Source organism: Streptomyces sp. NPDC048664, from assembly GCF_040650555.1.
In the GTDB taxonomy this organism is placed as follows: Bacteria; Actinomycetota; Actinomycetes; order Streptomycetales; family Streptomycetaceae; genus Streptomyces.
Genome location: NZ_JBEZHK010000011.1, coordinates 80,044 through 104,431 on the forward strand (window position 1 = coordinate 80,044; position 24,388 = coordinate 104,431).

At 73.5% G+C, this 24,388-nt stretch carries 17 protein-coding genes; 2 read left to right on the forward strand and 15 right to left on the reverse strand.

Going from position 1 to position 24,388, the window contains the following annotated elements:
• Nucleotides 1–2: 2 nt before the first annotated feature.
• The 14 genes from AB0C59_RS14700 to AB0C59_RS14765 form a co-directional block, all read right to left on the reverse strand.
• Entirely contained in the window at nucleotides 3–314 is a 312-nt protein-coding gene (locus tag AB0C59_RS14700; RefSeq protein WP_363004315.1) for an acyl carrier protein, read from the reverse strand.
• Complete coding sequence (locus tag AB0C59_RS14705; RefSeq protein ID WP_363004317.1) at nucleotides 307–1,869, reverse strand: AMP-binding protein; 1,563 nt, start codon at nucleotides 1,867–1,869, stop codon at nucleotides 307–309. Before AB0C59_RS14705 ends, AB0C59_RS14700 begins: the two co-directional genes overlap by 8 nt.
• On the reverse strand, nucleotides 1,866–5,240 hold the full coding sequence (locus AB0C59_RS14710) for an amino acid adenylation domain-containing protein (protein ID WP_363004319.1): 3,375 nt from the start codon (nucleotides 5,238–5,240) through the stop codon (nucleotides 1,866–1,868). Before AB0C59_RS14710 ends, AB0C59_RS14705 begins: the two co-directional genes overlap by 4 nt.
• Nucleotides 5,241–7,538, reverse strand: coding sequence for a class I tRNA ligase family protein (locus AB0C59_RS14715; RefSeq protein WP_363004321.1), 2,298 nt, complete (start codon nucleotides 7,536–7,538; stop codon nucleotides 5,241–5,243).
• On the reverse strand, nucleotides 7,535–8,626 hold the full coding sequence (locus AB0C59_RS14720; protein ID WP_363004323.1) for an FAD-dependent oxidoreductase: 1,092 nt from the start codon (nucleotides 8,624–8,626) through the stop codon (nucleotides 7,535–7,537). The genes AB0C59_RS14715 and AB0C59_RS14720 overlap by 4 nt, the downstream gene beginning before the upstream one ends.
• Nucleotides 8,623–9,954 carry a SidA/IucD/PvdA family monooxygenase gene (locus AB0C59_RS14725; protein WP_363004325.1) on the reverse strand — a complete coding sequence of 444 codons (1,332 nt, stop codon included), beginning with the start codon at nucleotides 9,952–9,954 and terminating at the stop codon, nucleotides 8,623–8,625. The genes AB0C59_RS14720 and AB0C59_RS14725 overlap by 4 nt, the downstream gene beginning before the upstream one ends.
• Nucleotides 9,955–10,039: 85 nt before the next feature.
• Complete coding sequence (locus AB0C59_RS14730) at nucleotides 10,040–11,263, reverse strand: saccharopine dehydrogenase C-terminal domain-containing protein (protein WP_363004327.1); 1,224 nt, start codon at nucleotides 11,261–11,263, stop codon at nucleotides 10,040–10,042.
• Nucleotides 11,253–12,332 (reverse strand): saccharopine dehydrogenase, encoded by a 1,080-nt coding sequence (locus AB0C59_RS14735; RefSeq protein WP_363004329.1) that lies wholly within the window; start codon nucleotides 12,330–12,332, stop codon nucleotides 11,253–11,255. The genes AB0C59_RS14730 and AB0C59_RS14735 overlap by 11 nt, the downstream gene beginning before the upstream one ends.
• A 159-nt stretch (nucleotides 12,333–12,491) precedes the next feature.
• Complete coding sequence (locus AB0C59_RS14740) at nucleotides 12,492–13,619, reverse strand: cytochrome P450 (RefSeq protein WP_363004331.1); 1,128 nt, start codon at nucleotides 13,617–13,619, stop codon at nucleotides 12,492–12,494.
• 102 nt (nucleotides 13,620–13,721) lie between these two features.
• Nucleotides 13,722–14,912 carry an acyl-CoA dehydrogenase family protein gene (locus AB0C59_RS14745; RefSeq protein ID WP_363004581.1) on the reverse strand — a complete coding sequence of 397 codons (1,191 nt, stop codon included), beginning with the start codon at nucleotides 14,910–14,912 and terminating at the stop codon, nucleotides 13,722–13,724.
• An 18-nt stretch (nucleotides 14,913–14,930) separates the two neighbouring features.
• Nucleotides 14,931–17,366: an iron-containing redox enzyme family protein gene (locus AB0C59_RS14750; RefSeq protein ID WP_363004333.1), complete on the reverse strand. Its 2,436-nt coding sequence runs from the start codon at nucleotides 17,364–17,366 to the stop codon at nucleotides 14,931–14,933.
• Nucleotides 17,363–18,364, reverse strand: coding sequence for a 3-oxoacyl-ACP synthase (locus AB0C59_RS14755; protein ID WP_363004335.1), 1,002 nt, complete (start codon nucleotides 18,362–18,364; stop codon nucleotides 17,363–17,365). Before AB0C59_RS14755 ends, AB0C59_RS14750 begins: the two co-directional genes overlap by 4 nt.
• Nucleotides 18,361–19,278: an isocitrate lyase/phosphoenolpyruvate mutase family protein gene (locus AB0C59_RS14760; protein ID WP_363004337.1), complete on the reverse strand. Its 918-nt coding sequence runs from the start codon at nucleotides 19,276–19,278 to the stop codon at nucleotides 18,361–18,363. The genes AB0C59_RS14755 and AB0C59_RS14760 overlap by 4 nt, the downstream gene beginning before the upstream one ends.
• 44 nt (nucleotides 19,279–19,322) lie before the next feature.
• On the reverse strand, nucleotides 19,323–20,162 hold the full coding sequence (locus AB0C59_RS14765; RefSeq protein ID WP_363004338.1) for an alpha/beta fold hydrolase: 840 nt from the start codon (nucleotides 20,160–20,162) through the stop codon (nucleotides 19,323–19,325).
• Nucleotides 20,163–20,892: 730 nt separating this feature from the next.
• Between AB0C59_RS14765 and AB0C59_RS14770 the strand changes: the two genes are divergently transcribed.
• Nucleotides 20,893–21,879, forward strand: a complete 987-nt coding sequence (locus AB0C59_RS14770; RefSeq protein WP_363004339.1) for a DMT family transporter — start codon at nucleotides 20,893–20,895, stop codon at nucleotides 21,877–21,879.
• A gap of 185 nt (nucleotides 21,880–22,064) precedes the next feature.
• Nucleotides 22,065–22,499: a hypothetical protein gene (locus AB0C59_RS14775; protein WP_363004341.1), complete on the forward strand. Its 435-nt coding sequence runs from the start codon at nucleotides 22,065–22,067 to the stop codon at nucleotides 22,497–22,499.
• Nucleotides 22,500–22,890: 391 nt separating this feature from the next.
• On the opposite strand, the gene AB0C59_RS14780 is transcribed toward AB0C59_RS14775, so the two are convergent.
• On the reverse strand, nucleotides 22,891–24,282 hold the full coding sequence (locus AB0C59_RS14780) for a cystathionine beta-synthase (RefSeq protein WP_363004343.1): 1,392 nt from the start codon (nucleotides 24,280–24,282) through the stop codon (nucleotides 22,891–22,893).
• Nucleotides 24,283–24,388 lie beyond the last annotated feature (106 nt).

A 24,388-nucleotide genomic window follows, 5' to 3' on the forward strand; every position in this document is an offset into this window, starting at 1 on the left:
GGTCAGGCTCCAGTGGTGTCGCTGTGGCGGGTGAGCGCGGCCACGACGTGCCGCAGTGTGATCATGTCGGCAAGGTCGTGTTCGGTGAAGTGGGCGAGGTCGACACCGGTCTCGTCGCAGACCTCGGTCAGGAACAGGACCTTGTTGAGCGAGGTCAGTCCGTACGCGGCGACCATGTCGGCGTCCAGGTCCAGCTCCTCGGCAGCGGGACCGGAGGTCAGGACGAGGGCGAGCTGGTCACGGGCGGCGGCCTCGATCGCGGGCACGGCGGTGTCCTCGGCGGTGGTGGTGTCGGGGGCGGTGGTGTCAGGCATGGATACCGGTCTCCTGGTCGAGCAGTCGGGTGGCGTACGCGGCTTCGATCCGCGCGCGCTTGGGCTTGTACTGGGAGGTGAGGAGGTCGTTGTCGATGCTGAAGGGGGGGTCGGCCACGATCACGCGGCTGATGTGCTCGTCCGCGGTGGTGACGGCGTTGACGGCGGCCAGGCGCGCGGCGATCGCGCCGTGGTCGGCCGGCGTGGAGGCGGGCGAGACGACGGCGACCAGGTCGGTCTGGGTGGGGCTGAACAGCACGCACTCGCCGACCGCCGGATCGGCTCTCATCAGCTCCTCGACGGGCCGTACGACGATCTTCCTGCCGTTGTCCAGGACGATGACGTCGTCGGCGCGGCCGTGGACGAAGAGGAAGCCGTCCTCGTCGAGGTGGCCGAGATCGCCGGTGCGGACGGTGCCGTCGGGGGCGAAGACCTTCTCGGAGTCCCCGGGACGGGCGTACAGATAGCGCGTGTTGACGGGGTGGGCGCTGCGCACGTGGATGACGCCGTCCGCGTCGATCAGGACCTCCTTGCCGGGCAGCACCTGGCCGACGCTGCCCTCGCGGTGGGCCCCGGGGTGGTTCTTGGTGACGATGCAGGTCTCGTTCATGCCGTAGCCCTCCCAGAGGGCCAGTCCGGCCTCGGCGTAGAAGCGGTGCACGGCCGCCGCGGCGGGGGCGGAGCCGGTCCACAGGTAGCGGATCCGGTCGCCGAACAGCACCCGCGCGGTCTGCCGCAGGTCCGTGCCGGCGGCCGCCCTGCGGTGCCGGGCCTCGATCTGGCGGCGGGCGGTCTCGAAGAACGCCGGGACGCCCATCACCACGGTGGGCCGGGCACGGCGCAGCGCCGCGAACGCGGCCTCGTAGGTGCTGATGGTGAGGTCGTGCCCGTGCAGCAGGGCGGAGTAGACCCAGTAGCGCTGCTGGAGCAGGGACAGCGGCAGGAAGACGAACAGGTGGTCGTCCGTGCCGTGTCCGAAGATCTGCTGCACCGCGGCCAGCGAGCTGTCGATGCTGCCGACGGTGGCGCCCAGCCCCTTGGGGACCCCGGTGCTGCCCGAGGTGAACTTGATGGTGGTGACCTCGCCCGGCTCCCAGGTGACGGCCGGCAGGTCCTCCGCCGCCCCGGTGCCGCCGGGCTCGGTCAGGTCCCACACCGTGTCCATCGGCACCGCGCCCGCGAGACCGGCCGGGTCCTGGTCGGTGAAGAGCACGTCGAGCCCGTAGGCGCCCATCAGTTCGGCGGACGGCGCGAACTTGCCGGGTTCCAGGCCGGCCGTCTCGGCCTTCAGCCGCAGCGCGGCCAGGTCGAGCAGCACCCACTCCAGGCTGTTGGCGGCCAGGACGCCGATCCGGCTGCCGGGGCCGATGCCCCGCTCCCGCAGCCTCAGCGCGAGTCGGCCGGAGCGTTCGTACAGCTCGGTGAGCGGCACCTCGCGGGTGCCGTCGAGCCGGACGACGGTCAGCCTCCCCGCCGTCGGAGCGGTGGTGACGAGGCGTTGGATCGCGGGATCGGGGGTGTGCGTGCGCGGGGGCGCGCCGTCGGTCGTGGTCATCGGTGGCTCTCCGGGTCGAGGTGGGCGGCCATGAGGCGGACCGTGTCGATCTCGGCGAACTGATCGAGGGTGACGGTGGTGCCGAACCGCTTGCGGACGGCGGTCAGGACGCGGGCCGCGGCGATGGAGTCGCCGCCGAGCGAGGCGAGGGTGTCGGTCACTCCCAGGTCGGGACGGCGCAGCACGGTCGACCAGATCTCGGCGAGCACCTTCTCCGTCTCGGTCTCGGGGGCGGCGGAGCCGGAGCCCGGCTCGGTCGGGGAGCCGATGTCCTCGGCGCCCAGCTCCGCCAGCTTCGTGCGGTCGACCTTGGCGTTCCTGGTGAGCGGCAGCGCGTCGTGCCAGCGCACCACGGTCGGGATCATGTACTCGGGCAGGTGGGCCCGCAGGGCCTGGCGCAGCTCCCCGGTGTCCGGCCGTGCGGGGCCGGCCGGGACGAGGTGGGCGACGAGCTGGTCCCCGCGCGGTCCGGGTCGGGCCGCGACGACGGCCTTGGCGACGCCGTCCAGGGCGGCGAGCCGGGTCTCGACCTCGCCGGCCTCGATGCGGTAGCCGTTGACCTTGATCTGGAAGTCGCCCCGGCCGAGGATCTGTATCTCGCCGTCGGGCAGATAGCGGCCCAGATCGCCGGTCCGGTAGAGGCGCTCGCCGCGGACCGGGTCGAGGAAGAACTTCTCGGCGGTACGCGCCTCGTCGCCCCAGTAGCCGCGGGCGAGCCCCGCGCCGGCGGCGACGATCTCGCCGGTGACCCAGTCGGGGCAGTCCAGGCCGTCCCGGTCGAGCACATAGGCGCGGTTGTTGGCGTTGGGCCTGCCGTACGGGATGGACTCGGCGCCGTCCTCGTCCTCGCGGACCGGGTGCAGGATGTTCCAGACGGTGGTCTCGGTGGGGCCGCCGAGGGAGACCACCTCCAGTCCGGGGATCAGCCGCCGCAGGGCGGCGGGCAGCGCCGGGGGCAGCCGGTCGCCGCTCATCATGACCAGGCGCAGCCGGGGCGGTCGGGTGGCGTCGGCGACCGCATGGTCGTGCATCAGGTTGACGATGGCCGGTACGGAGTTCCAGACGCTGATGCCGAACTCGGCGGCCAGCTCCAGCCAGTGGCCGGGGTCGACGGCCCGGTCCCGGTCGGGCATCACCAGGGCCGCTCCGGCCGACAGCGCCCCGAAGACGTCCCAGACGGACAGGTCGAAGGTGAAGGCGCTGATGGCCATGAACCGGTCGTCGGGGCGGATGCCGAAGCGCTCCTGGCAGTCGGCGACGAGATTGGTGACGTTGGCGTGGGTGACCATCACGCCCTTGGGGGCGCCGGTGGTACCGGAGGTGTAGAGCACGTACGCCAGGTCCTGCGGGTCCGATCCGGCCTCGCGGGCCGGCACCTCGGCGGGGCAGGTGCCCGGCTCGTACGCCGTCAGGTCCAGCGTGGAGATCCCGGGCCCGGCGTCGAGGCCCCCTTCCGGGCCCGTGTCGGTCAGCACGCAGCGGACCCGGCCGTCGGTGAGCATGTACGCGCGGCGGGCCTCGGGCAGGGCCGCGTCCACGGGCAGGTAGGCGGCGCCGGCCAGCACGGTGGCGAGGATGCCGACGATCTGCTCGGGGCCGCGGTGCATGACCAGTCCGACCAGGTCGCCCCGGCCGACCCCGTGCTCGCGCAGCCAGGTGGCGGCACGGGCGGCGCGGTCGAGGAGTTCGCCGTAGGTGAGGACGCCCGCGGTGGTCAGGACGGCCGGCGCGTCGGGGGTGCGGCGGGCCTGCGCGGCGATGGCGTCGCCGAGCATCTCGGGGGCGCGCTCCACGCGGGTGTCGTTGGCGGCGTCGCGGCGCTCCCGTTGGCCGGGCGGCAGCAGGTCGAAGCTGTGCCGCTGCCAGGAGCTCCCGTCGGCCAGGGCGGCCAGCAGCGTCCGGTAGCCGTGGGCGAGGTCGTCCAGGAGCCCGGCGGGGAACAGCTCGTCGAGGCCGTCGAGTTGGACGACGAGGGCGCCGCCGCGCTCCATGGCGAAGGCGTTGAGCCACACCTGCGGGGTCTGGGAGACGGTGAACACCTCGGGGCCGAACAGGTCCAGGGCGGAGCCGTCGACCTCGGTCCCGCTGTGCCCGATGGCGCTGTTGAAGGTGAACGGCATCCGGGCGCCCGCCACTCCGCCGCGCAGCCGGGCGAGTTCGGCCATGACGTCGACGCCGGAGTGGTGGCGGTGGTCGATGTCGCTGTGCAGCCGCTTCTGCAGGGCCTCGGCCCGCTCGGCGAACGGACGGGAGCGGTCGACCTCGGTCTCCACCAGCAGGGTGTCGGAGAACTGGCCGATGGCGTCGAAGATCCGCGGGTGCACGGGAGGCCGCTGGGCGATGGTGGTGGTGAGGGTGAACCGCTCCCCCGCGCCCCACGTCGACAGGGTCTCGGCGTAGGCGGCGAGCAGGACCGCGGACGGGGTCAGGCCGAGGGCGGCACCCCGTTCCCTCAGCCGGCCCCAGGTGGGCGCGTCGAGTTCGACGGTGCGCTGGCTGAAGCGGGACCGGGTCAGGGCCGCCGGGCTGGTGCGCAGCGGCAGGTCCGGGTGGGGGGCCAGGTCGGGGGCGCGCTCGCTCCAGTACGCCTTCGAGCGGCGGGCCGGGGCCTTGTCGCGGGCCGCCTGGCGGACGTCGAGGTAGCGCGCGTAGGGCAGTTCCTCGGGCTGCTCGGCGTCCGGGTTCTCGTAGGCGTGCCACCAGGCGCGGAAGAACAGGAACATGCTGATCCCGTCCATCACGAGCCCGTCATGGCTGACGTGCAGCACCATCGAGTCGTCGGCGAGGACGGTGACGTCCACGGCGAGCAGGGGGCCGCCGTCGGCCGCCAGGACCCGGTGGGAGCGGGCCTCGCGCAGTTCGGCGCGGGTGCGCCGCTGCCGGGCGGGGTCCTGGTCGCGCAGGTCGAGGCGCCCGATCGGCACGCGGGCGGCGGCCACCGGGACGGTGACCTGGCGGTCGTCGGCGAGGAACCGGGAGCGCAGGGCGCTGTGGGCGGCGACGACGCGGTCCAGGGCTTGCTGCAGGCGGTCGAGGTCCCAGGCCCCCTCGATCTCGTGGTAGACGTGGCTGGCCACGTCGCCGATCTCGAAGATGCCCGAGCGGCCGAGGTGGTAGCCGCGCTGGAGCGGGGTGAGGGGGAAGCCCGGGCCGAGCTCGGCCTCGGCGGCCAGATGGGCGACCAGGGCGGGCTTGACGGCCTTGATCCGGGCGACGAACGCGGCGTCCATGCGCTCGCGCGGGCCCTGCAACCGCAGGTCGCCGTCGGCGAGGGCGACGGTCAGGCCCCGCTCGGCGATGTCCTTGAGCACGGCGAGGTGGTCGTGGGAGTCGGTGCGGTCCGGGGGACCGATCCGGTCATGGGTTTCCATTCAGTGTCCGCCTTCCGTGCGGGCGGCTTCCGCGAGGGCCTCGACGGCGGCCGGGTCGGCGCGCTCGGCCAGCAGGGCGGCCAGTTCCTCGACGGTGCCGCCGTGCAGCAGCTCGTCCATGGACAGGTCCACGTCGAGCGCCTCCTGGATCTGGTACTGGACGGTGACGGCCTGCAGGGAGCTCGCGGCCAGCTGGGTCAGGGTGCGGTCCGCGATCTGCTGCCCGTCCTCCAGCCGCAGCGCGGCGCGCACGGTGGCGGCCAGCCAGCCGGTGACCGGGCCGGCGGCCCCGCCGTCCGTGCCGTCCGGGGCGGCCGCGGCGCCCGGCGACGTGAAGAAGTGCGCGTGGGCGAGGTCGACGGGCGTGCCCGGGGCGACGAGTTCGACCGTGCGCGGCCACGCCGAGGGGGCGTCGGGCATGCCCAGGGCGGCGGCGAGGCGTGCCGCGAAGCGCGGCATGACCGGGGTGGCGGCGTGCGCCAGCAGCCGGGCGGCGGCCAGCTCCAGGGCGATGGCGGTGCGGCTCTCCTTCTCCCAGCCGACGGTGTCGGTGAGCAGGCTCTCCGCGCGGCTGAAGCGGACGGTGTCGGCCACGATGCCGTCGAGTTCCGCGGCGGCCTGGTTGAGGGAGAAGGCGTCGTTCGACAGGGCGCCGGTGATCGCCGCGAGGCGCGCGCCGAGGCGGGCGAGGAAGGCCTGCTGCTCGGGGGTCCAGTTGCCGGCGTCGGGGGCCTTGCCGCCGTGGTGCTTGGCCACGCGGGCGCCGAGGCCGTTGAGCCAGGCCTGCCAGGTGCCGACGAGGGTCTCGTCGAGGGTCCTGTCGTAGGCGGCGCGCTGGAAGTTGGTGCGCAGGCCCTCGGGGCGGGTGGCGGACAGGAAGTAGCGCACCGCGTCGACCGTGCCGGGGTTCAGGATCTCCTTGCCCCAGATGGCGTGCCGCCGGCTGGTGGAGAACTTCTGGCCCTCCAGGAGGTAGAACTCGTTGACGTGGTAGTCGATGTCGGGCTTCCAGTCGGGGAACGCCAGCCGGTACAGCACCGGGTAGAGGACCGCGTGGTAGAAGCTGTTGTCGTAGCCGAAGAAGTGGACGATCTTCCAGTCGGGGGCCGGGGCGGCCGCCTGCCAGTCGCGGCCCAGCCGGCCGCCCAGGGACTGGATGCCGTGCAGGAAGCCGTAGCTCATCTCGGGCCACACCCAGATGACCTGGCCCTCGGTGTCGCCCTCATGGGGTTCGACCCCCCAGGAGGAGGGGTGGGTGATCGGGATGTCGAGGCCGGGGCGGGCGAAGAGTCGGTCGGCCAGCTCGCGCAGCCTGGCCGGGACCCGGCCCAGCTTGTGGTGGTCGCGCACCTCGCCGCCGAAGGTGTGCAGCGGAAGGGTCCAGCGTTCGGAGGTGCCGCGCACAGGTGCGGCCTCGGCGGCGGAGCGGGGCTCGGTGAGGTCGGCGACGGTGTTGGGCTCGCCGCACTCCTCGCAGATGTTGCCGGAGGTGCCGTTGCCGCAGCCGGGGCAGCCTCCCTTGACGTCGACCTCGTACAGGTAGGCGCCCGAGTCGGCGTCGAAGAGGGCGTCGCGCCCGGTGACGGCGACCTTGCCGGAGGCGACGACCTTGCTGAAGAAGTCCTTCAGTCCCTCGCGGTAGCGCGGGTCCTGGTCGGTGACCGTGTACTGGTCCGGCTCGATGTCCATCAGCCGCAGCGTCTCGGCGATCTCGGCGCTGTGGTGGGCGGCGGTCTCGGCGGGCGTGCGGCCCTCGGCGCGGGCGGCGCCGACGACGTAGCTCTGGTAGTCGTCGCTGCCGGTGAGGTGGTAGGCCTCGGTGCCGTTCATGCGCTGGAAGCGGGTGAAGGCGTCGGCGCCCAGGTAGGGGCCGGAGAGATGGCCCAGGTGCAGGTCGCCGTTGGGGGTGGGCGGGGTGGAGAAGACGAAGACGGGGCGGTCGCCGAAGCTCTTGCGCCGCTCGTCGCCCGCGGACGTCAGGGCCCGCCCGGCGTCGCGCCAGTACTGGGTGAAGAAGACCAGGTCGCTGTCGCCCGTGTTGGTCAGGACGTGGGTCTCGAAGGGCTCGAAGAGGATGACGGTGCCGGGGGACGCCGGGTGGCGGCCGCCGTCGACGGCGAACTCACCGCTGCCGGCGACGACGACGAACAGCTCGGTCTCGTCGTGGTGGTGGCGCTCGGAGGTGACGCCGGGGGCGACCCGGCCCCAGCCCGCGCCGGTGCCCAGCCCCTCCACGGAGCTCATGTCGATGCCGAACGCCTCTTCCAGCGCGGCGGCGTCATAGCTGGCGATGATCATGTCGTGGCCTTTCGCTGGCGCGGGAGGGTCGGTATCAGGTCGGCGGCACGGGCCGCGAGGGCGGGGGCGAGCCGGTATCCGGAGCCGCTGGCGGCGCCCGCGAAGACCACCCGGTCGTCGGCCAGCGCCCGGACGAGGGCGGTGTTGCCGGGCCCGTACGCGTCGCAGAAGACCCGGCCCGAGGCGGGGGCGGCGGCGAGGGCGGGGGCGTACCGGCGCAGCAGGGTCAGGGCGTCGGCGAGGTGGGCGGCGGTGAGGGTCGGTTCGACGGTGCCCGGGTCCACGTCCCACTCCTGGCAGGTGTAGCTGAAGAGCCAGTGGCCGCGGTGGTGGAAGGGCAGCAGGAAGGCGTCCTCGGCGTGGAGGACGACCGCGCGGTCCTCGGGGGCGGGGGCGACGTCGAGGTGCAGGGCGACGATCTTCTTGACGCGGGCGCCCAGCGGGGCGACGAGTTCGGCCCAGGCCGGGTCGGCGAGCCAGGGGCCCGGGGCGAGCACCACGTGCCCGGCGGTGAGTTCCGCCCCGCCCGTCAGGGTGAGTCGGACCCCGTCGGGGCCGGGGTCGAGTGCGGTCACGGCCACGCCCTCGCGGAAGGCCGCGGCGGGCCGCAGTTCGAGGGCGAGCGCCTGGGTCAGGGCGTGGACGTCGGCGTACTGGCAGCCGTCGCCCTCCCACAGGCCGTACCCGGGGGGCAGGACGGGCACCTGCGGGGGCAGGTCGTCGCTCGGCCGGAGCTTCGCCTCGGGCAGATAGGCCTCCCGCAGGGCCCCTTCGTGCTCCTGCGGCGCGAGCACGCTCATCCGCAGCGGGTGGAGGGGCAGTTCGGGGCGGGCCGCGCGCAGCTCGGCGTAGAACCGCTCGCTCTCGGCGGCCAGTTCCCGGGTGGTGGCGGTGGCGCCGCGCGGGAAGTGCAGCCCGGCGGACCGGCGGGTGGCGCCGGAGCCGATCAGGTCCCGCTCCAGGAGGGTGACGGTGGTGCCGGGGGCGCGGGCGAGGATCTCGCGGGCGGTGAGGACGCCGAGGATGCCGGCGCCGACGATCGCCACATCCGTGCGGCCCCGGTCGGCCCGGACCGGACCGGTGCTCATGCGGTCCACCGGTCTTCGCGCCGGGCCGCCTTGGAGGACCACTCGATGAACGACGCCTTCTGCTCGTCGCCGCGCACACCGATGAGCCGGTCGGCGATCCGGCGGCTGCGCCAGGCGTTGAGGCTGAGGTTGGGGTCGGCGAGGCCGCGCTGGCCGCGCACGCCGTTCTGGACGAAGACGCGGCGGTCGGCGGGCCCGTCCCAGAGCACCGCGTAGTCCTCGTCCACGCGCAGTTCCTCGCCCTCGCGCTCCAGTCGGCCGGCGAGCGGGGCCAGGAAGTCCATGGCGGCCGGGCGGTAGCCGGTGGCCCAGACGATCACGTCGGCGTCGTACTTCTCCAGGGAGTCGGGTTCGCCGTTGTGGCGGGCGCTGACCTCCCAGCCGTCGACGGCGCCGGGGGTGACCTCGAAGACCTCCCGGTCGGGGTGCAGGCCGACCAGGTCGTCGTTGTCCTCCACGAACCGGTGGACGTAGATGGCCTGGTAGATCTCGCGCAGGGTGGACTCGGAGATGCCGTCGCTGGTGAGGATGTGGCGGGTGTTGAGCGCGTGGCGCTGCTCGCGCGGCAGCCCGTAGAAGTAGTCCGCGTGGCTCGGCATGTAGAAGTCGTTGGTGAACGGCGAGTCGTCGATCGGGAAGAAGTTCTGCCGGCGCGAGATCCACGAGACGCGGCGCGGCAGTTCGGCCTGCGGGCGGGAGATCAGGTCGAGGAAGACCTCGGCGCCGGACTGGCCACCGCCGACGACGACCACGCGTTTGCCCCCGACGTCCCGGGCGCTGCCGAGGTAGTCGGCCACGTGGAACTGGGTGGGGCCGAGCAGGCTCGCGCCCTGCGGCGGCACCCAGGGGCGGCTGCCGACGCCGACCACCACGTGCTCGGCGGTGGCGGTGCGGCAGTCCGTCCGTACGATGAAACGGTTCTGTGCGTCGTCGAAGCCGACCTCCCGCACGCTCTCGCCGAAGGCGATGTTCTCGTTGCGGCAGCTGGCCCAGGCCAGGTAGTTGCGGAACTCCCGGCGCGGCACGTCGTCGAAGCGGGCGTTGAGGAAGTGGTAGACCCGGCCCTTCTCGTGCAGGTAGGCGAGGAAGGAGAACGGGTTGCTCGGGTCGGCGAGCGAGACCAGGTCCTTGAACTGGGAGACCTGGAGGGTGGTGCCCGGGATCTGCTGGCCGTCGTGCCAGGAGAAGGACTTCTTGCGGTCGATGAAGAGGTTGGGTACCTCAGGTCGGCCGTGCAGCAGCGACGCCAGGCTCAGGTTGGCCGGCCCGACGCCGATGCCTATGCAGCGGAAGTGGGCCGCGTCGGACCGGTTGTTCTCGTGCCCCATGGTCGAACCTCTCGTGTGTGAAGTGGTGACGGGTGCGGGGAGGGAGTGACACCTGTGCCCGGGTGTGAGGGCGGGTGCCAGCGGGTCATGCCTGGCCTGCGGGTGACGGGCCGGCGGGGTGTCCCGCACGGATGCCGCCGTCCGTCCCGTCGTGGGTCACACAGGTCCCGGCCAGGCCGTTCTCGGCGAGGAAGGCGAGCCAGCGGGCGGTCTCCCCGGGGGACTCCGCGGCCCGCGCGAGTCCTGCGGGCAGGGCGCCGTCGAGGATGCGGGTGACGCCGTACGCGAGCGGGAGACTGACGCACCGGGCCATCGCGGACTCGGCCGCCTCCCCCGTGAGGTCGAGCAGATGGGAGCCGGACCAGCGGCGGCCGTCCCGCGTGCGCAGTTCGAGGGCGACGGACAGCACGACCCGGTCGCGGTCGTCCGCGGTGGCCGGGTAGCGGGCCGCCAGCTCGCCGGCCAGGGCCCGGGTGGCCCGCTCGTCCCCGCCGGCGACGGTCTCGAAGACCTCCTTCCAGGCGGTGCGCCAGCCCGCGGAGCGCAGGGTGCCGCGCACGAAGGTGTCCAGGCTCCAGCGCTCGGGCAGCCCGTACTGGGTGATGAAGGGCAGGCTGTCCCGGTTGGGGTAGGCCTCGAAGTCCTCGCCGGCCAGGGTGAGGGTGCGGGTGGCCTCCCAGGGGCGGGGGGCGGTGAGTTCGGAGCCGCCGTCCAGGTAGCGGGCGGGCGAGCCCAGCGCGGCCAGCACGCCGTACGGGGCCCAGCTGAAGCGGTAGCGGAACTCGTTGGGCTCGGCGGGCAGGCCGCCGCAGTAGGAGGTGAAGGCGGCGCTCGCCGGGGTGTCCCCGAGGGCCGCGACGGCCTTCGCGACCAGGTCGTGGGCGTAGAGGTGGTCGATGCCCGGGTCGAGCCCGGCCTCCGTGAGGACGACGGTGCCCGCCGACGACCCTGCCTGGGCGGCCAGTTCGGCCAGCTCGGGGGAGGTGTAGCTGGTGCAGGCGAAGTGCGCGCCGGCGGCCAGCGCGACACGCAGCAGCACCGGGTGCTCGGTCGCGGGGAGCATCGAGACGAGTACGTCGCCGGGGCGCACCTCGGCGGCCAGGGCCTCGGGGCCGTAGGCGCGGACCTCCGCGCGCCCGGCCAGGCCCAGTGCGGCCAGCCGCTCGGCGGCGCGCTCGGCGGTGCGGTCCCACAGCAGGGCCCGGGCGGCACGGTCGCAGACCAGGTGGAGGCCGGCGGCGCCGGTGGACAGACCGGTACCGATCCAGTGGACGGTGCCGGAGGCGGGTGCGGGCGATTCAGCGGACACGGGTGTCTCCCTCCGAGGGGGCGGTCGTGGTCTCGAACAGGCGCAGGGCGCGGGCCCAGACGGGGGACCAGCCGTCGGTGGGGCCGCCGCCGTGCGTCAGGCGGGCCAGGTGGGGGGTGAGTTCGGCGGAGAAGGCCCGGCTGGCCTCCACCGGCAGCAGGGAGGGCAGGTTGTCGATGGCGATCAGGTCCAGGGGGGCCGGGGCGGCGCGCAGGGCCCGGACCGGGGTGGTCCAGTCGGTGGTCGTGTCGTAGACCGGCAGGACGTTGCACTCGGAGGTGACGTCGCAGGTGACGTCGCTGACCGTGGAGAGCCTGCGGGTGGGCTCGTCCAGGTCGGCCGGGGTGAGGAAGGGCGGGATCGGACGCGTCGTCAGCACGGTGTTGACCAGCAGGTCGTGGGCGAGGAGCGCGGGCCGGTCCAGCTCACGGGTCTCGGCGACGTCCCACCGGGTGGGGTCCAGGCCCGCCCGCTCCAGCGCGTCGCAGGCGCCCCGGCCGCTGCGGCCCAGCGCGCCGATCACCAGGGCCTTGGTGTCGCCGCCGGGGTCGGCGGCCAGCAGCGCGTCGAGCGCGGGGCGGTCGGTGGGGGTGAGCGGGGCGGTGAGCCGGCCCCGGCGGTGCAGGACGGCGAGGGCCGCGCCGACGTAGCCGGCCCAGTAGCCGAAGGCGGCGACCCTGCGGCCGGTGTCGTCGGTGAGGTGTTCGAGGTCGAGCAGGGCGCCGCCGCCGGCGCCGAAGCGGCCCAGCAGGGCGTCGGCGCCGGTCTGGCCCTTGTAGGCGTGGGCGAAGTAGATGTGGCGGTGCCGCAGCGCGGCCGGCCCCTCGGGGAGTTCCTTGAGACCGAGGACGTACGCGTCGCGCGGTGCGTCCGTCCAGCTGCCTCCGGGTGCGGTGGCGCAGCCGGCGGCCGCGTAGTCGGCGAGCGGGAAGGCGCGCCGGCCGGAGTCCTCGACGGTGACGCGCACGCCCTGCCGGACGAGGGCGGCCGCGTCCTCGGGGACGACGGGGGCACGGCGTTCGGTGGGACGGACCTCATGACGCATCCACAGATGCGGACTGTCCAACATGAGATGTTTTGTCCTGTCTGGAGACGTACGGGCGGACTGCACCCGGGCCGAGGGGGCGGCGGGCGCCGGGCGCGGCGGAGAGAGGAGAGGGAGGGGAGGGCCGGCGCCGTGCGACGGGCCGGGCGGCTGGTGCGGTACGGGCGCCGGGGTGAGCCGGGGTCAGAGGTGGGGGATGCGGGCGTTGGCCAGAGGCCGGTAGCGAGGGGACTCGGGCAGGGTGGCGGGGTTCCAGCCCGCGGCGAGCAGCTCGCCGACCACGGCGCCGGAGATGGCCGTGGCCAGGTCCTCGCCCGGACAGCGATGGGCCCCGGCGCCGAAGGTGAAGACCACCGGATTCACCCGGTCGAGGAGCAGCGTGTGCGGATCGGGGTTGACGGACGGGTCGCGGTTGGCCGCGGCGAGCACCACCAGCACCTGCCCACCGGGCTCCACGACGTGGTCGCCGTGGGTGAAGGCCTCGGCGGCGAACCGGCGGGTGTTCTGGATCGGCGCGTCATGGCGGACGACCTCCCGCACCAGCGCGTCGGCGGCCTTCGGGTCGCCCGGCCGGGCGGCTCCCCGGGACAGCGCCAGCAGGGTGTTGCCGATCAGCCCGGCGGTGGCGTCGTACGTCTGGGACAGGAAGCCCACCGCGTTGGCCAGCAGGGGCGCCGTGTCGGGCCAGGAGTCCGCGCGGGCCGCCCGGACCAGCTCGGCCAGCAGCCCCTCCCCCCGCCCGTCGAGCCCCGGCCCCAGCAGGTCCTTCAGCGAGGCGGCGGCCACCGCGGCCGCCTTGTACTGCTCCTCGTCCGCGCCCGCCGGGATGCACTGCACGAAGTCCCCGATCAGCCGGGCCGCTTCGGCGTCGGCGCCGTCGGTGAGCCCCATGAGCGCGGCCACCGTCCGGGCCGGCACACCGAACATCAGCTCCTGGTACGGGACCTCCCCGCCGGCCAGCACCGCACGGGTGGACGCGGCGGCCAGGCCGGCGACCCGGTCGCGGTCGGGCCGGGCCAGCGCCTGGACCACCAGCGCCTTCAACCGGCGCTGGAGCGGGCCGTCGGTCATCCGCACCAGCTCCCCGAAGACCTCCCCGGCCGCGGTGCCGACGATGCCCGCGGGCACCGGTTCCGCCGCCGGGCGCACCCGCAGGCTCGGGGTGCCGAGCACGGCGCGCACCGCCGCCGCGTCGGCGGCCACCCAGGCGCCCAGCGTCTCGTCGTGCGCGAACGGCCGTTCGGCGGCCAGGTCGGCGTAGTACGGGTAGGGGTCGGGCAGGCCCACGGCCTGGAGGGGGGTGGTGGTCACGGGGAGCTCCTCGCTCGGTCGAACAGGGGTGGCGCGTGCCGCCGCGGCTTCGGTGCGCCCGGGGTGGGACCGCGGCGCGGGCGGTCCGCACCCCGGTCGTGGTCAGGCGGCGGCGACCCGGGCGGCGCGCCGCATGTCCAGGGATCCCGCTATCGCCATCCGCAGGACGTCCGTGCTGCCCTCGTAGATCCGCAGCGAGCGGATCTGCCGGTAGAGCCGCTCGGTGACACCGTCCCGCACGATGCCGGCCGCGCCGAGCAGTTGCACCGCGTCGTCCACGGTCCGCTGGGCGGCCTCGGTGGCGTACACCTTGGCCATGTTGGAGTGCCGGGCGAAGGACCGGCTGCCCCGGTCGGTCTCCCAGGCGGCCCGGGCGACCATCAGGGCGCTCGCGTTGAGCGTGATCTCCATGTCGGCGAGCCGGCCCTTGACCAGCTGGAGGTCGAAGAGCGTGGCCCCGTAGGCCTCCCGGGCGCGCGTGTGGGCGAGCGCGGTGTCGTGGGCGCGGCGGGCGAAGCCGAGCGCGGCGGCCCCCACCGTGGTGCGGAAGCGCTCCAGCAGGTCCACGGCCACGACGAAGCCGCGGCCCGGCCGGCCGAGCAGCGCCTCGGCGGGCAGCCGGCAGTCCTCGAAGGACAGCTGCCCGAAGGAGCGCGGGGCCGTCGCGTCGACCGGCTCCACCCGCAGGCCGGGGGTGTCCGCGGGGACCAGCAGGGCGGACAGGCCCAGCGCGCCGGGGCCCTCGCCGGTCCGGGCGATGACGACGAACACGTCGGCGATGGTGGCGTTGGCGATCCACGCCTTGCGCCCGTCCAGCACGTACGAGCCGTCCGCGTCCTTCGTGGCGGACAGGGCCACCGCCGCCAGGTCCGAGCCGGCCTCCTTCTCGGAGACCGCGAAGGCGCCGATGAGCGTGCCGGCGGCCAGGCCAGGCAACCAGTCCGCGCGCTGCCGCTCGCTGCCGAAGCGGATGATCGGCGTGGCGGACAGGGCCTGGATGGAGTAGGCGAAGTCGGCGAGGTCCTCGGCGTAGGCGAGGGCCTCGCGGCGCAGGCACACCGCGCGGAGGTCGCCCGGGTGGTCGCCGGGCTCCGCCGGGTTCAGGCCGGCGAGCCAGCCGGCCTCGCCGAGGGTGCGCACCAGTCGGCGGCCCGCGGCGTCGGGGTCCGCCTCCCGTGTCTCCTCCCACAGCACGAGGTGCGCGTCGCACCAGGCGCCCGCCTCGGCGGCGAGCGCGCGGTGGGCGTCGTCGTAGAACGGCAGCCCGAGGATCTCGGGGTCGTGACTCGTCATCAGGTCCACGGCTTCTCCTCAGATCACCAGATCGGCTGCGGCGGCCACCGCGCCCGCGCCCGCCGGGCTCTCGGCGCTCAGCCGCTTCACCAGGGTGTGCTCCACGAAGTAGGCGAAGGAGGCGTAGCCGCGCCAGATGCGGCGCCACTCGCGCTGGACGGCCTCCTGGCCCGCCGCCCGGCGCACGTCGTCCAGGTGGGCGACGATGATCTCGGCCGACTGGCGGGCGTGGCCCGCGGAGAAGTTGTCGATCGACAGATGGGCCTCCTCGTAGGAGATGTCCAGGCCGTGGCCGCGCAGCTTCTGGATCTCGTGCAGCCGCATCTCGCCGAGGCCGAACATCTCGATGCCGAGGTTGTAGCCGAGGATCTCGTTGTAGAGGCTGTCGGGGAACAGGGACAGACAGACCTGGTGCACCGAGAAGCCGTAGAGGTGGTCGGGCAGGTCGACCTGGTCCAGGAACGCCTCCTGACGGATGTGCGGCAGGTTCATGTCCATGCTGGCCAGCACCCGGTGGATGATCGTGATGTGGTTCTTGGCGACGTCGCCGCGTCCCATCTCGTCGGCGTAGATGGCGAAGAGCATCTCGTCGCCGGTACGGGCGCGGCGGCCGAGGTTGCCGATGCGGTGCGCCCAGGTGCCGTCGATGAGGCTGCCCAGCGCGTACGTCGACTGCTCGAAGATCACCTCGTCGCGGTCGGGGATCTCGGTGAGCGGCTCGTAGGGGTCGACCAGCTTGTCCCAGTAGATCCGCTCGACCCGCTCCATCAGAGCCTCGGGCGTGTAGTCGAAGTAGGAGGCGTCGGTGAACCTTCCGCCGGAGCCGTGCGCGAACAGCAGCTCGGCCTCGGCGAGTCCGGCCTCGGCGCGGGCCCGGGCGACGGGCAGGACATGAGGGTGGCGCTCGACGTTGACCAGGCGGTGGAACAGCGCGCGGTCGTCGGCCTGCGGGTCCGGCTCGACGATGCGGACGCCGGTGGTCCTGGCGGCGGCGATCCGGGCGCTCCGGCGGGCGGCGAGGTCGTCGCCGGCGCGCGGGACGAGCTCGTGGTCGAGGTCGGCGGGCTCGCCGTCGGCGATGGCCTGGGCCCAGGCGGTGAAGACGGCGGCCTCGTGCTCGTCGAAGATGCCGAACATGGGCCCACCGAACTTGATGGCCTGGAGAAAGCGGCAGGGGGAGCCGTCGCGGCCGGGCCTGAGCTGGCGGGAGGAGCGGAACTCCCGGACGAAGGCGACCGGATCGAGGTGCTCGTCGTCCAGCCAGTCGGTGAGCTTCTGCTTGCCGATCCGGACCGCGCGGTGCTGGCGGCCGGCGTGCGGGGCGTGCCGCGCCACGATCCGGGCGACCTTGGCGTCCAGGGAGAGCCCGTCCTGCCAGGCGGCGAGTTCCGTGAGCACGGCGGTGTGCTCGCGCTCCATCCGGACCGTCAGCCGAAGGGCGGCCAGGGCGCGGCGGCGGTCCTGCGCGCCGGTGGGCGAGACCTCGCACAGGGCGAGGTACTCGGCGAGCACGGAGCGCGCGTCGTCCTCGGCGAGCATCGGCTCGGTGCCCAGGAGAAGGTCGTCCACGCCGAGGAGATGGGCCGCGCAGTGGACGCCCACGACCTCGGGCAGGAAGGCGGCGGGCAGCCGGGACAGCGCGAGGCGGAAGGCGCCGTGCAGCGCGGTCAGCGGCCGGACGTCGGCCTCGCGCAGAAAACCCTCGGCCTCGATCGCGGGCAGATGGACGTCGAGTTCGGCCAGCGCCCGGCGTCGGCGGGCGGTCTGGCCGGCCTGGAAGCGGCCCTCGCCCATGAGGATCCAGTGGTGGCCGAAGAGCCGGCCGACGATCTCGGCGGGCTGGGTGGCGGCCTGGGAGACGGTGTCGAGCCAGCAGCTCCCGGCGAGGGCGAGGGGGGCGCGCTGACGCAGCACGGCGGCGCGGACCTCGGGGTCGGCGTGCTCGCGCAGCGCGGCCAGGGCGGGGGCGAGTTCGGCACGTGCCGCCAGGACGTGGTCGACGGCGGTGGCCGCGTCGGCGTCGTCGGGCAGGGCGGCGTCAGGGCGGCCGCCGTCGGAGGTGGCGGGATCCTGGGACGGTACTGGGGCCTGCGACGGGGCGTCGGGGGACGGGACGTCGTGCGAGCCCTCGGGCAGGGAGCCGTCGGTCGGCGTGTCGAGGAACCCGGCGAGGACCTGGCGGGCGGCGAGCAGGGCGCTCTCGCTCTCCTGGTCGCCCAGCAGCCGGCGGTAGAGCGCGGCGGGCTCGCCCTCGGCCAGCGCCGCCGCCTCCTCGGCCGCCGCGGGCGAGGCCTCGAAGGGGGCGCGGGGCAGCGAGGTGGTCAGGTCCGGCAGGGGGTACGCGGCGGAGCCACCGGCGATTTGCAGGGCCGGTGCGCCGGGCACCGCAGGCGCACCGGCTGTCGGGTCCGCGAGGGCGTTCACGGGGGTGTGCGCGGAGTGCTGGACGGTCATGAGCGGACCTCCCTGTCGGCCGGCTTGTGCAGCAGGACACCGACCCGGACCCCGGGAACGGCGGCCGCCAGAAGGTAGTGGCCATCGGGCCTGACGCCGCCGCCCGCGGCCCGGTCCACCAGGTTGATGAGCGGGTCGGCGGCGAAGCAGTGCCCGAAGCGGGTGATGTTGTCGAGGTAGAGCTGGTCCTTGGCGAAGCCCGCCTGGCGCTCCTTGAGGACCACCACGGGCTTGAAGAGATTGAGGTGCAGCAGACCGTGGATGTCGCCGAGCTTCATCCCGGCGTCCGCGAGGATCCGGTCGTTGACGGCGCGGGCGAGGTCGGAGCTGATCTCGCTCGACCAGTCGAGCGCGTCGGGGTCCTGGGCGGTGGCGCCGGCGACGACGCCGTACGCGTTCTCGCCGAGCGGCTCGGTGCCGACCAGGCAGGACGCGGCGCCGTCGCTGAAGAGGGCGAAGCTCTCCATCCGCTCGGCCTCGTCGGTGACGCGGTCGGTGGTGATCACCAGGACCCGGCGGTACTGGCCGGCGGCGACCAGGGCCTCGGCGGTGCGCAGGGCGGTCAGGAGGTTGGTGCACCGGTTGAGGGTGATGCCGGTGAAGGCGGTGCCGGAGCCGAGGCCGAGACCGGCCATCACGGTGCGTACCAGCGCGCCGTGGGTGCTCGGGCCGCCAGGGAACCGGGTGGAGCACAGGATCAGGCAGTCGATCGAGGCCGGGTCGGCCCCGGCCTCGGCGAGGGTGCGCCGGCCGCTCTCGACGGCCAGCTCCTCAAGGCTCCGGGTGGTGCGGTGGACGGTGCCCCATCCCCAGAGCCGGGCATTGGGCTGCATCTCTAATCGGCGGGCCCGTTCCTCCAGTCCGGGAAGGGCGCTGTGGTCGGTCTCCTGTTCGCCGAGCACGTAGGCGGGGGCGGACAGATGGGCGGCGGGGCGGGCGGGGCGCTCCTGCGGCGAGGGGCCGGGGGGCGCGCCGGGAAGGTCGTGGGTGGGACTCACGGTGCCAGATCGCTCTCTCGGTCGTCGGCGAGGTTCGGGGAGGCGGCGGTGGGGGCCGGTGCGGCGAGAAGGGTGTTGGCCTCGGCGTAGGGCAGGGCGTCGGCGCCGAAGCCGAACGTGCCGTGCTCGGCGATCTCGCGGGCCGCGCGGACGAGGGCGCCGAGGGCGGCCCGGGACAGGGCCGAGCCGGTGCTGACACGGCGGACGCCGAGGTCGCCGAGGTCGGCGACGGACAGCGGCAGGGCCCCGCCCATCAGGACGTTGACGGGGCGGGACACGGCCGCGCAGACCGCGCGGACGGACTCGGCGTCGGGCAGGGCGGGGGCGTAGAGCACGTCCGCGCCGGCCTCCTCGTACGCCCGCAGACGCAGGATGGTGTCGTCGAGGTCGGGGCGGCCTACGAAGAAGTTCTCGGCGCGGGCGGTCACGGTGAAGGGGAAGTCGAGCCCGCGGGCGGCCTCGACGGCGGCGGCGACGCGTTCGACGGCCTCGCCGAGCGGGCGTACGGGGTCCTCGGCGCGACCGGTGGAGTCCTCGATCGATCCGCCCACGAGGCCCGCGGCGGCGGCCAGGCGGACGGTCTCGGCGACGTCCTCGGGCTTGTCGCCGAAGCCGCTCTCCAGGTCGGCCGTGACGGGCAGGTCGGTGGCGGCAACGATCTCCCGGGCGTTGGTGAGGATGTCGGCGCGGGTCAGGGTGCCGTCGGGGCGGCCCGAACTGTGGGCGAGACCGGCGCCGGTGGTGGCCAGTGCCGTGAAACCGAGACCCGCCAGCAGACGGGCGGAACCGGCGTCCCAGGGGTTGGGGACGACGAACGGACGGGGGTTCTCGTGCAGTTCCCGGAAGGCCACGGCCCGACGGTGCTGGGCGTTCGCCGTGCGGGGGGCCTGCGTCGTGCGGGGGGTGTGGCTCATGGTCGATTCCTCGCGGTGCGTCGGCGCTGGTGCCGCCTGGGCCGTCAGATCAACTCAACGTACTCGTCACCGGCTTGGGCGGACGCCGCTGCCGCGCGCAGCAGCGGCCGCAGGACGCCGATGGCGTCGGCGGGCCGGTCCTCGAAGTAGAAGTGGCCGCCGTCGACCCAGTGGCGTACGGGTGCCTGGGCGCACTCGCGGCCCCAGGGCTCGACCGACTCGGGGGTGACATGCGGGTCGCCCGTTCCGTTGACGAGGGTGACCGGGACACCGAGCGGGGCGGCGGGGCGGTACCGGTAGCCGGCGACCATGCGGAAGTCGGCCTTGAGGTGGGGCAGGAGGAACTCCTGCACGGTCTCGTCCTCGGCGACCTCGGGCGGCAGTCCGCCGAAGAAGGCGACGGCCTCCGTGAACGCGCGGCCGGTGAGGCCGGCGGCCTCGACCACGCGGGGGGTCGGCAGCAGGCTGGGGGCGGCGCAGCCGGAGACGACCAGGCCCGCGAAGCCGGGGACACCGTCGATGCGCCGGGCGACCTCGAAGGCGAGGGCGGCGCCGAAGCTGTGGCCGAAGAGGAGGAACGGCAGCCCCTGGCGGGCGGCGGTGGCCTCGACGGCGTCCGCCGCGCCGTCGGCGAGTTCGGCGACGGTCGAGAGCGCGGGTTCGCGGAAGCGGTGGCCGCGGCCGGGGGGACACACCGCGAGGACGCGGCCGTCCCGGCCGAGGGCGTCCTGCCAGCGGAGGTAGGTGCGGGGGTTGCCGCCCGCGTGGGCGAAGCAGAAGAGGAGCGCGTCGGCGTCGGGGCGGCCGGCCGACGCGGAGCCGGCCGGGCGGCCGGCGGGATCGCCGGCGGGGTCCGCGGCCAGTAACCAGGGGGAGGGGTCCACGGGGTGAACGGGGCCCGACGCTGACGGAGACAACTCATCGACGAGCGCGACCTCGCGCACCGACGTCGACCGCTCGTATTCCGAAGCGGTCGAGTTATTCATCCGGCGTGATAAGGAAAATTCATCCGACGAACCAGCGGCTGACATTATTTCTCTCCCCCGTCAGGTAGCGACATTGCTCCGGTCATGGGCCTTGAGAGTGTTTCGCAGGGAGTCTTTCGCAGACATCCGAACGCTACTAGGCAATCAACGACTTGATCAAGTGTCAACTTGATGTGACGCAGATCTCGGCGGGATTACGAGTGGGTGTCGATACCCGATATACGGGTCGCGGAAATAGGCGTGACCATGGCCGCCGATCCGACCGCCCACCGCCACACCGCGGCTGATTCCGGGAAACTCGTCGGGCGCCTCGATCGCACATGACCGGAGTGGCCCCGCTTGATCACCGTACCCGGAACGTTGGCCACCGTACCCCGGAACTCGGCGAGCACAACACCCGCGGGCGCCGGGACCACGCGATCCTTCCGGACAGACCGCACGGTTCTCCGCTCCCACCTCGGTGGATATCCCGTCCGACTCCCGATATTCGGCTGACCAACCGCTTTTTTGTCGGCCGGTCCCGCGACGAAGATCGCGGCTCGCACCGGGGGTCCCCGGAATCCGGTGGCATCTCCGGTTTTTGTCCGCCACCGGCCCAACTGCCCCCGTGAGCTAGTAGCTTGCAGGCATGAACCACAAGGCTGCCGAATCCAAAGTCGATTACCGTGCCCTGATAGCCGCGTCGATCACGGTCGTGCTGTGGGCCTCCGCATTCGTCTCCATCCGTGCCTCCGCCAAATACTTCGGGCCCGGCGATCTCGCGCTCGGCCGCCTGCTGACGGCCTCCGCGGTACTCGGCGTGGTCCTGATCGTGAAACGGGTGCCGGTACCGCCGCGCCAGGCGTGGCCGGGCATCCTCGCCTCGGGCCTGCTCTGGTTCGGGCTCTACATGGTCGTGCTCAACTGGGGTGAGAAGCTGGTCGACGCCGGCACGGCGGCCATGGTCGTGAACATCGGTCCCATCGTCATCGCCCTGCTCAGCGGCTGGCTGCTCAAGGAGGGCTTCCCGCGCATGCTGCTGGCCGGTATGGCGGTGTCCTTCGTGGGTGCCGTGGTGGTCGGCCTGTCCACCTCCTCCGGCGGCTCGTCCTCCGTGGGCGGGGTGCTCCTGTGCCTGACGGCCGCGCTGGCGTACGGGGCTGGAGTGGTCCTGCAGAAGCCGGCCCTGTCGTACGCGAGCCCGATCCAGGTCACCGCGTACAGCTGCTTCGTCGGGGCCGCCGCCACCCTGCCCTTCGCCTGGCAGCTCCTCGACCAGCTCGGCGACGCACCCGCGCGGGCCACGCTCAACGTCGTCTATCTGGGCCTGTTCCCGACCGCCCTGGCCTTCAGCACCTGGGCCTACGCCCTGTCGCGGACCACGGCGGGCAAGCTCGGCGCGACCACGTACGCCGTTCCCGCCATCGTGGTCCTGATCGCGTGGCTCGTGCTGGGCGAGGTGCCGGGCTGGCTGACGCTCCTGGGCGGGGCGATCTGCCTGGCCGGCGTGGCCGTCTCCCGCCGCCGCCCGGCGGCGGCCGGGGTGGCGACCGCGACCGCGGCCACGGCGACGGAGCCCACCGCGCCCCCGCTCTCCCCCGAGGACGACCGCCGAGGCGTCCCCGCCAACGACTGACCCGTCCGGGACGGCCGCACCGGCCGCCGTCCCGGGCCTCTCCCTCGTCCTCCCTCGTCCCCGTCCCCCTCGCCGGTGGACTCCCGCGCTCACGGGAGTCCACCGGCCTCGTGCGGGCCGCCCCCGCGCGAAGAGGGGGGCTAACCCCAGTGAGTGAGGCGCCGACGCTCCGTAACGTGATGCCCATGACCGGAATGGACACGCGGGACAGCGACCTCAGGACGGAACTCCACGCCACCCTCCAGGCCCGCAGGGAGCTGGGCGAGGAATACGACTCGGCGCTGGTCGACTCTTTCCTGGAACAGCTCGGTCGGCGCATCGACGGTGTCGTCGACAGACAGGTGCGGCGGGGGCTGGCCGAGCAGCAGACGGTGATGGCCCGTGGCGCCCGCTCCCCCCGGGCCACGGACTCCTGGGGCGAGCGCTTCGGCTTCGGCATCGTGTCGCTGGTGCTGGCGGTCCCGCTGTCGGCGATCGGCGGAGGCATCGGCCACCTGCCCGGCCTGCTGATCACCTGGGCGGGCCTCGTCGGGGTGAACGTGGTCCAGGTCGCCCGTGTCACCCCGGGCATGTTCCGCCGCGGCGGCAGATCCTCGCGCGAGACCGACCGGGAGGACTGACCGCTCCCGGGAAGAAGGCTTGGCGCGGGGACCGCCGCACCCCCGTAGCCGGGGGGCGGGACGACGGCGGTCCCCGCGAGGGACACGGGCCGGGTCAGGGCCGGGCTCCGCGTCCATGGCGTCCATGGAGGTCCGGGAGCCGCTCCGGAGGTCCTTGACGCCGTTTCGGGCGTCGGACGAAGCCAGTGGCCCTCCCCCCGATTTCCACCACCGGGAGGTGCCCCTGCCGTTCGCCGACAGACACCACTGTGCCGGACCCGTGTTAAGCGGGTGCTGCGTGGACGTGACGTGCGCGTACCAGTTCCGGGAATCCCATCTCCGCGCGCGCCGCACCGGGTTCGGGCCGGCGCCCCGCTGACCGGGGGCGCCGACCCGGTTCACCGGGCGTGGGTCACTGCTTGGCGCCCTTGGCCAGGAAGGCGAGCAGGTCCTGCCGGCTGACCACACCGGTCGGCTTGCCCTCGACCAGGACGATCGCGGCGTCGGCCGCGCCGAGCACGGACATCAGGTCCTCGACCGGCTCACCGGAACCGACCTGCGGCAGCGGGGCGGACATGTGCTTCTCCAGCGGGTCCTCCAGCGAGGCGCGCTTGGTGAACAGCGCGTCCAGCAGTTCCCGCTCGACCACGGAGCCGACGACCTCGGCCGCCATCACGTCCGGGTGGCCCGCACCCGGCTTGACGATCGGCATCTGCGAGACGCCGTACTCGCGCAGCACCTCGATGGCCTGACCGACCGTCTCGTCGGGGTGCATGTGGACCAGGGAGGGAATGGCGTCGCCCTCCTTGTCGCCGAGCACGTCGGCGACGCGGGCGCTCGGGCCGGTGTCCTCCAGGAAGCCGTAGTCCGCCATCCACTCGTCGTTGAAGATCTTGCTCAGGTAGCCGCGTCCGCTGTCGGGAAGGAGCACGACCACCACGTCGTCGGGGCCGAGCCGCTCGGCGACGCGCAGCGCCGCCACGACGGCCATGCCGCAGGAGCCGCCCACCAGCAGCCCCTCCTCCTTGGCCAGACGCCGGGTCATCTGGAAGGAGTCCTTGTCGGACACGGGGACGATCTCGTCGGCGACGGTGCGGTCGTACGCCGTCGGCCAGAAGTCCTCGCCCACGCCCTCGACCAGGTACGGCCGCCCGGATCCGCCCGAGTACACCGAGCCCTCGGGGTCGGCGCCGACGACCTTCACCGTGCCGTCGCTGATCTCCTTCAGATAGCGGCCGGTGCCGGAGATGGTCCCGCCGGTGCCGACACCGGCGACGAAGTGGGTGATCTTCCCCTCCGTCTGCTCCCACAGCTCGGGGCCGGTCGAGTGATAGTGCGAAAGGGGGTTGTTGGGGTTGGAGTACTGGTCCGGCTTCCAGGCGCCCGGCGTCTCACGGACCAGGCGGTCGGACACGTTGTAGTACGAGTCCGGGTGCTCCGGGTCGACCGCCGTCGGGCACACGACCACCTCGGCGCCGTAGGCGCGCAGCACATTGATCTTGTCGGTGGAGACCTTGTCGGGGCACACGAAGATGCACTTGTAGCCCTTCTGCTGGGCCACGATCGCCAGGCCGACGCCCGTGTTGCCGCTGGTCGGCTCGACGATCGTGCCGCCCGGCTTGAGCTCGCCGCTCTCCTCGGCCGCCTCGATCATGCGCAGCGCGATGCGGTCCTTCACGGAACCGCCGGGATTGAAGTACTCGACCTTCGCGAGAACGGTCGCCTGGATGCCGGCGGCCACGCGGTTGAGCCTCACCAGCGGGGTGTTGCCGACCAGGCTGATCATCGAGTCGTGGAATTGCACCGTTGTCTCCGGTTGCTGCAAAAGGGGTGGTCGTGATGGTCACGTCAGAGTAAGCGGTCGAGCGCCCCGAGGGTCGGGGAACGCGGGCCCGTACAGGCCGAACACG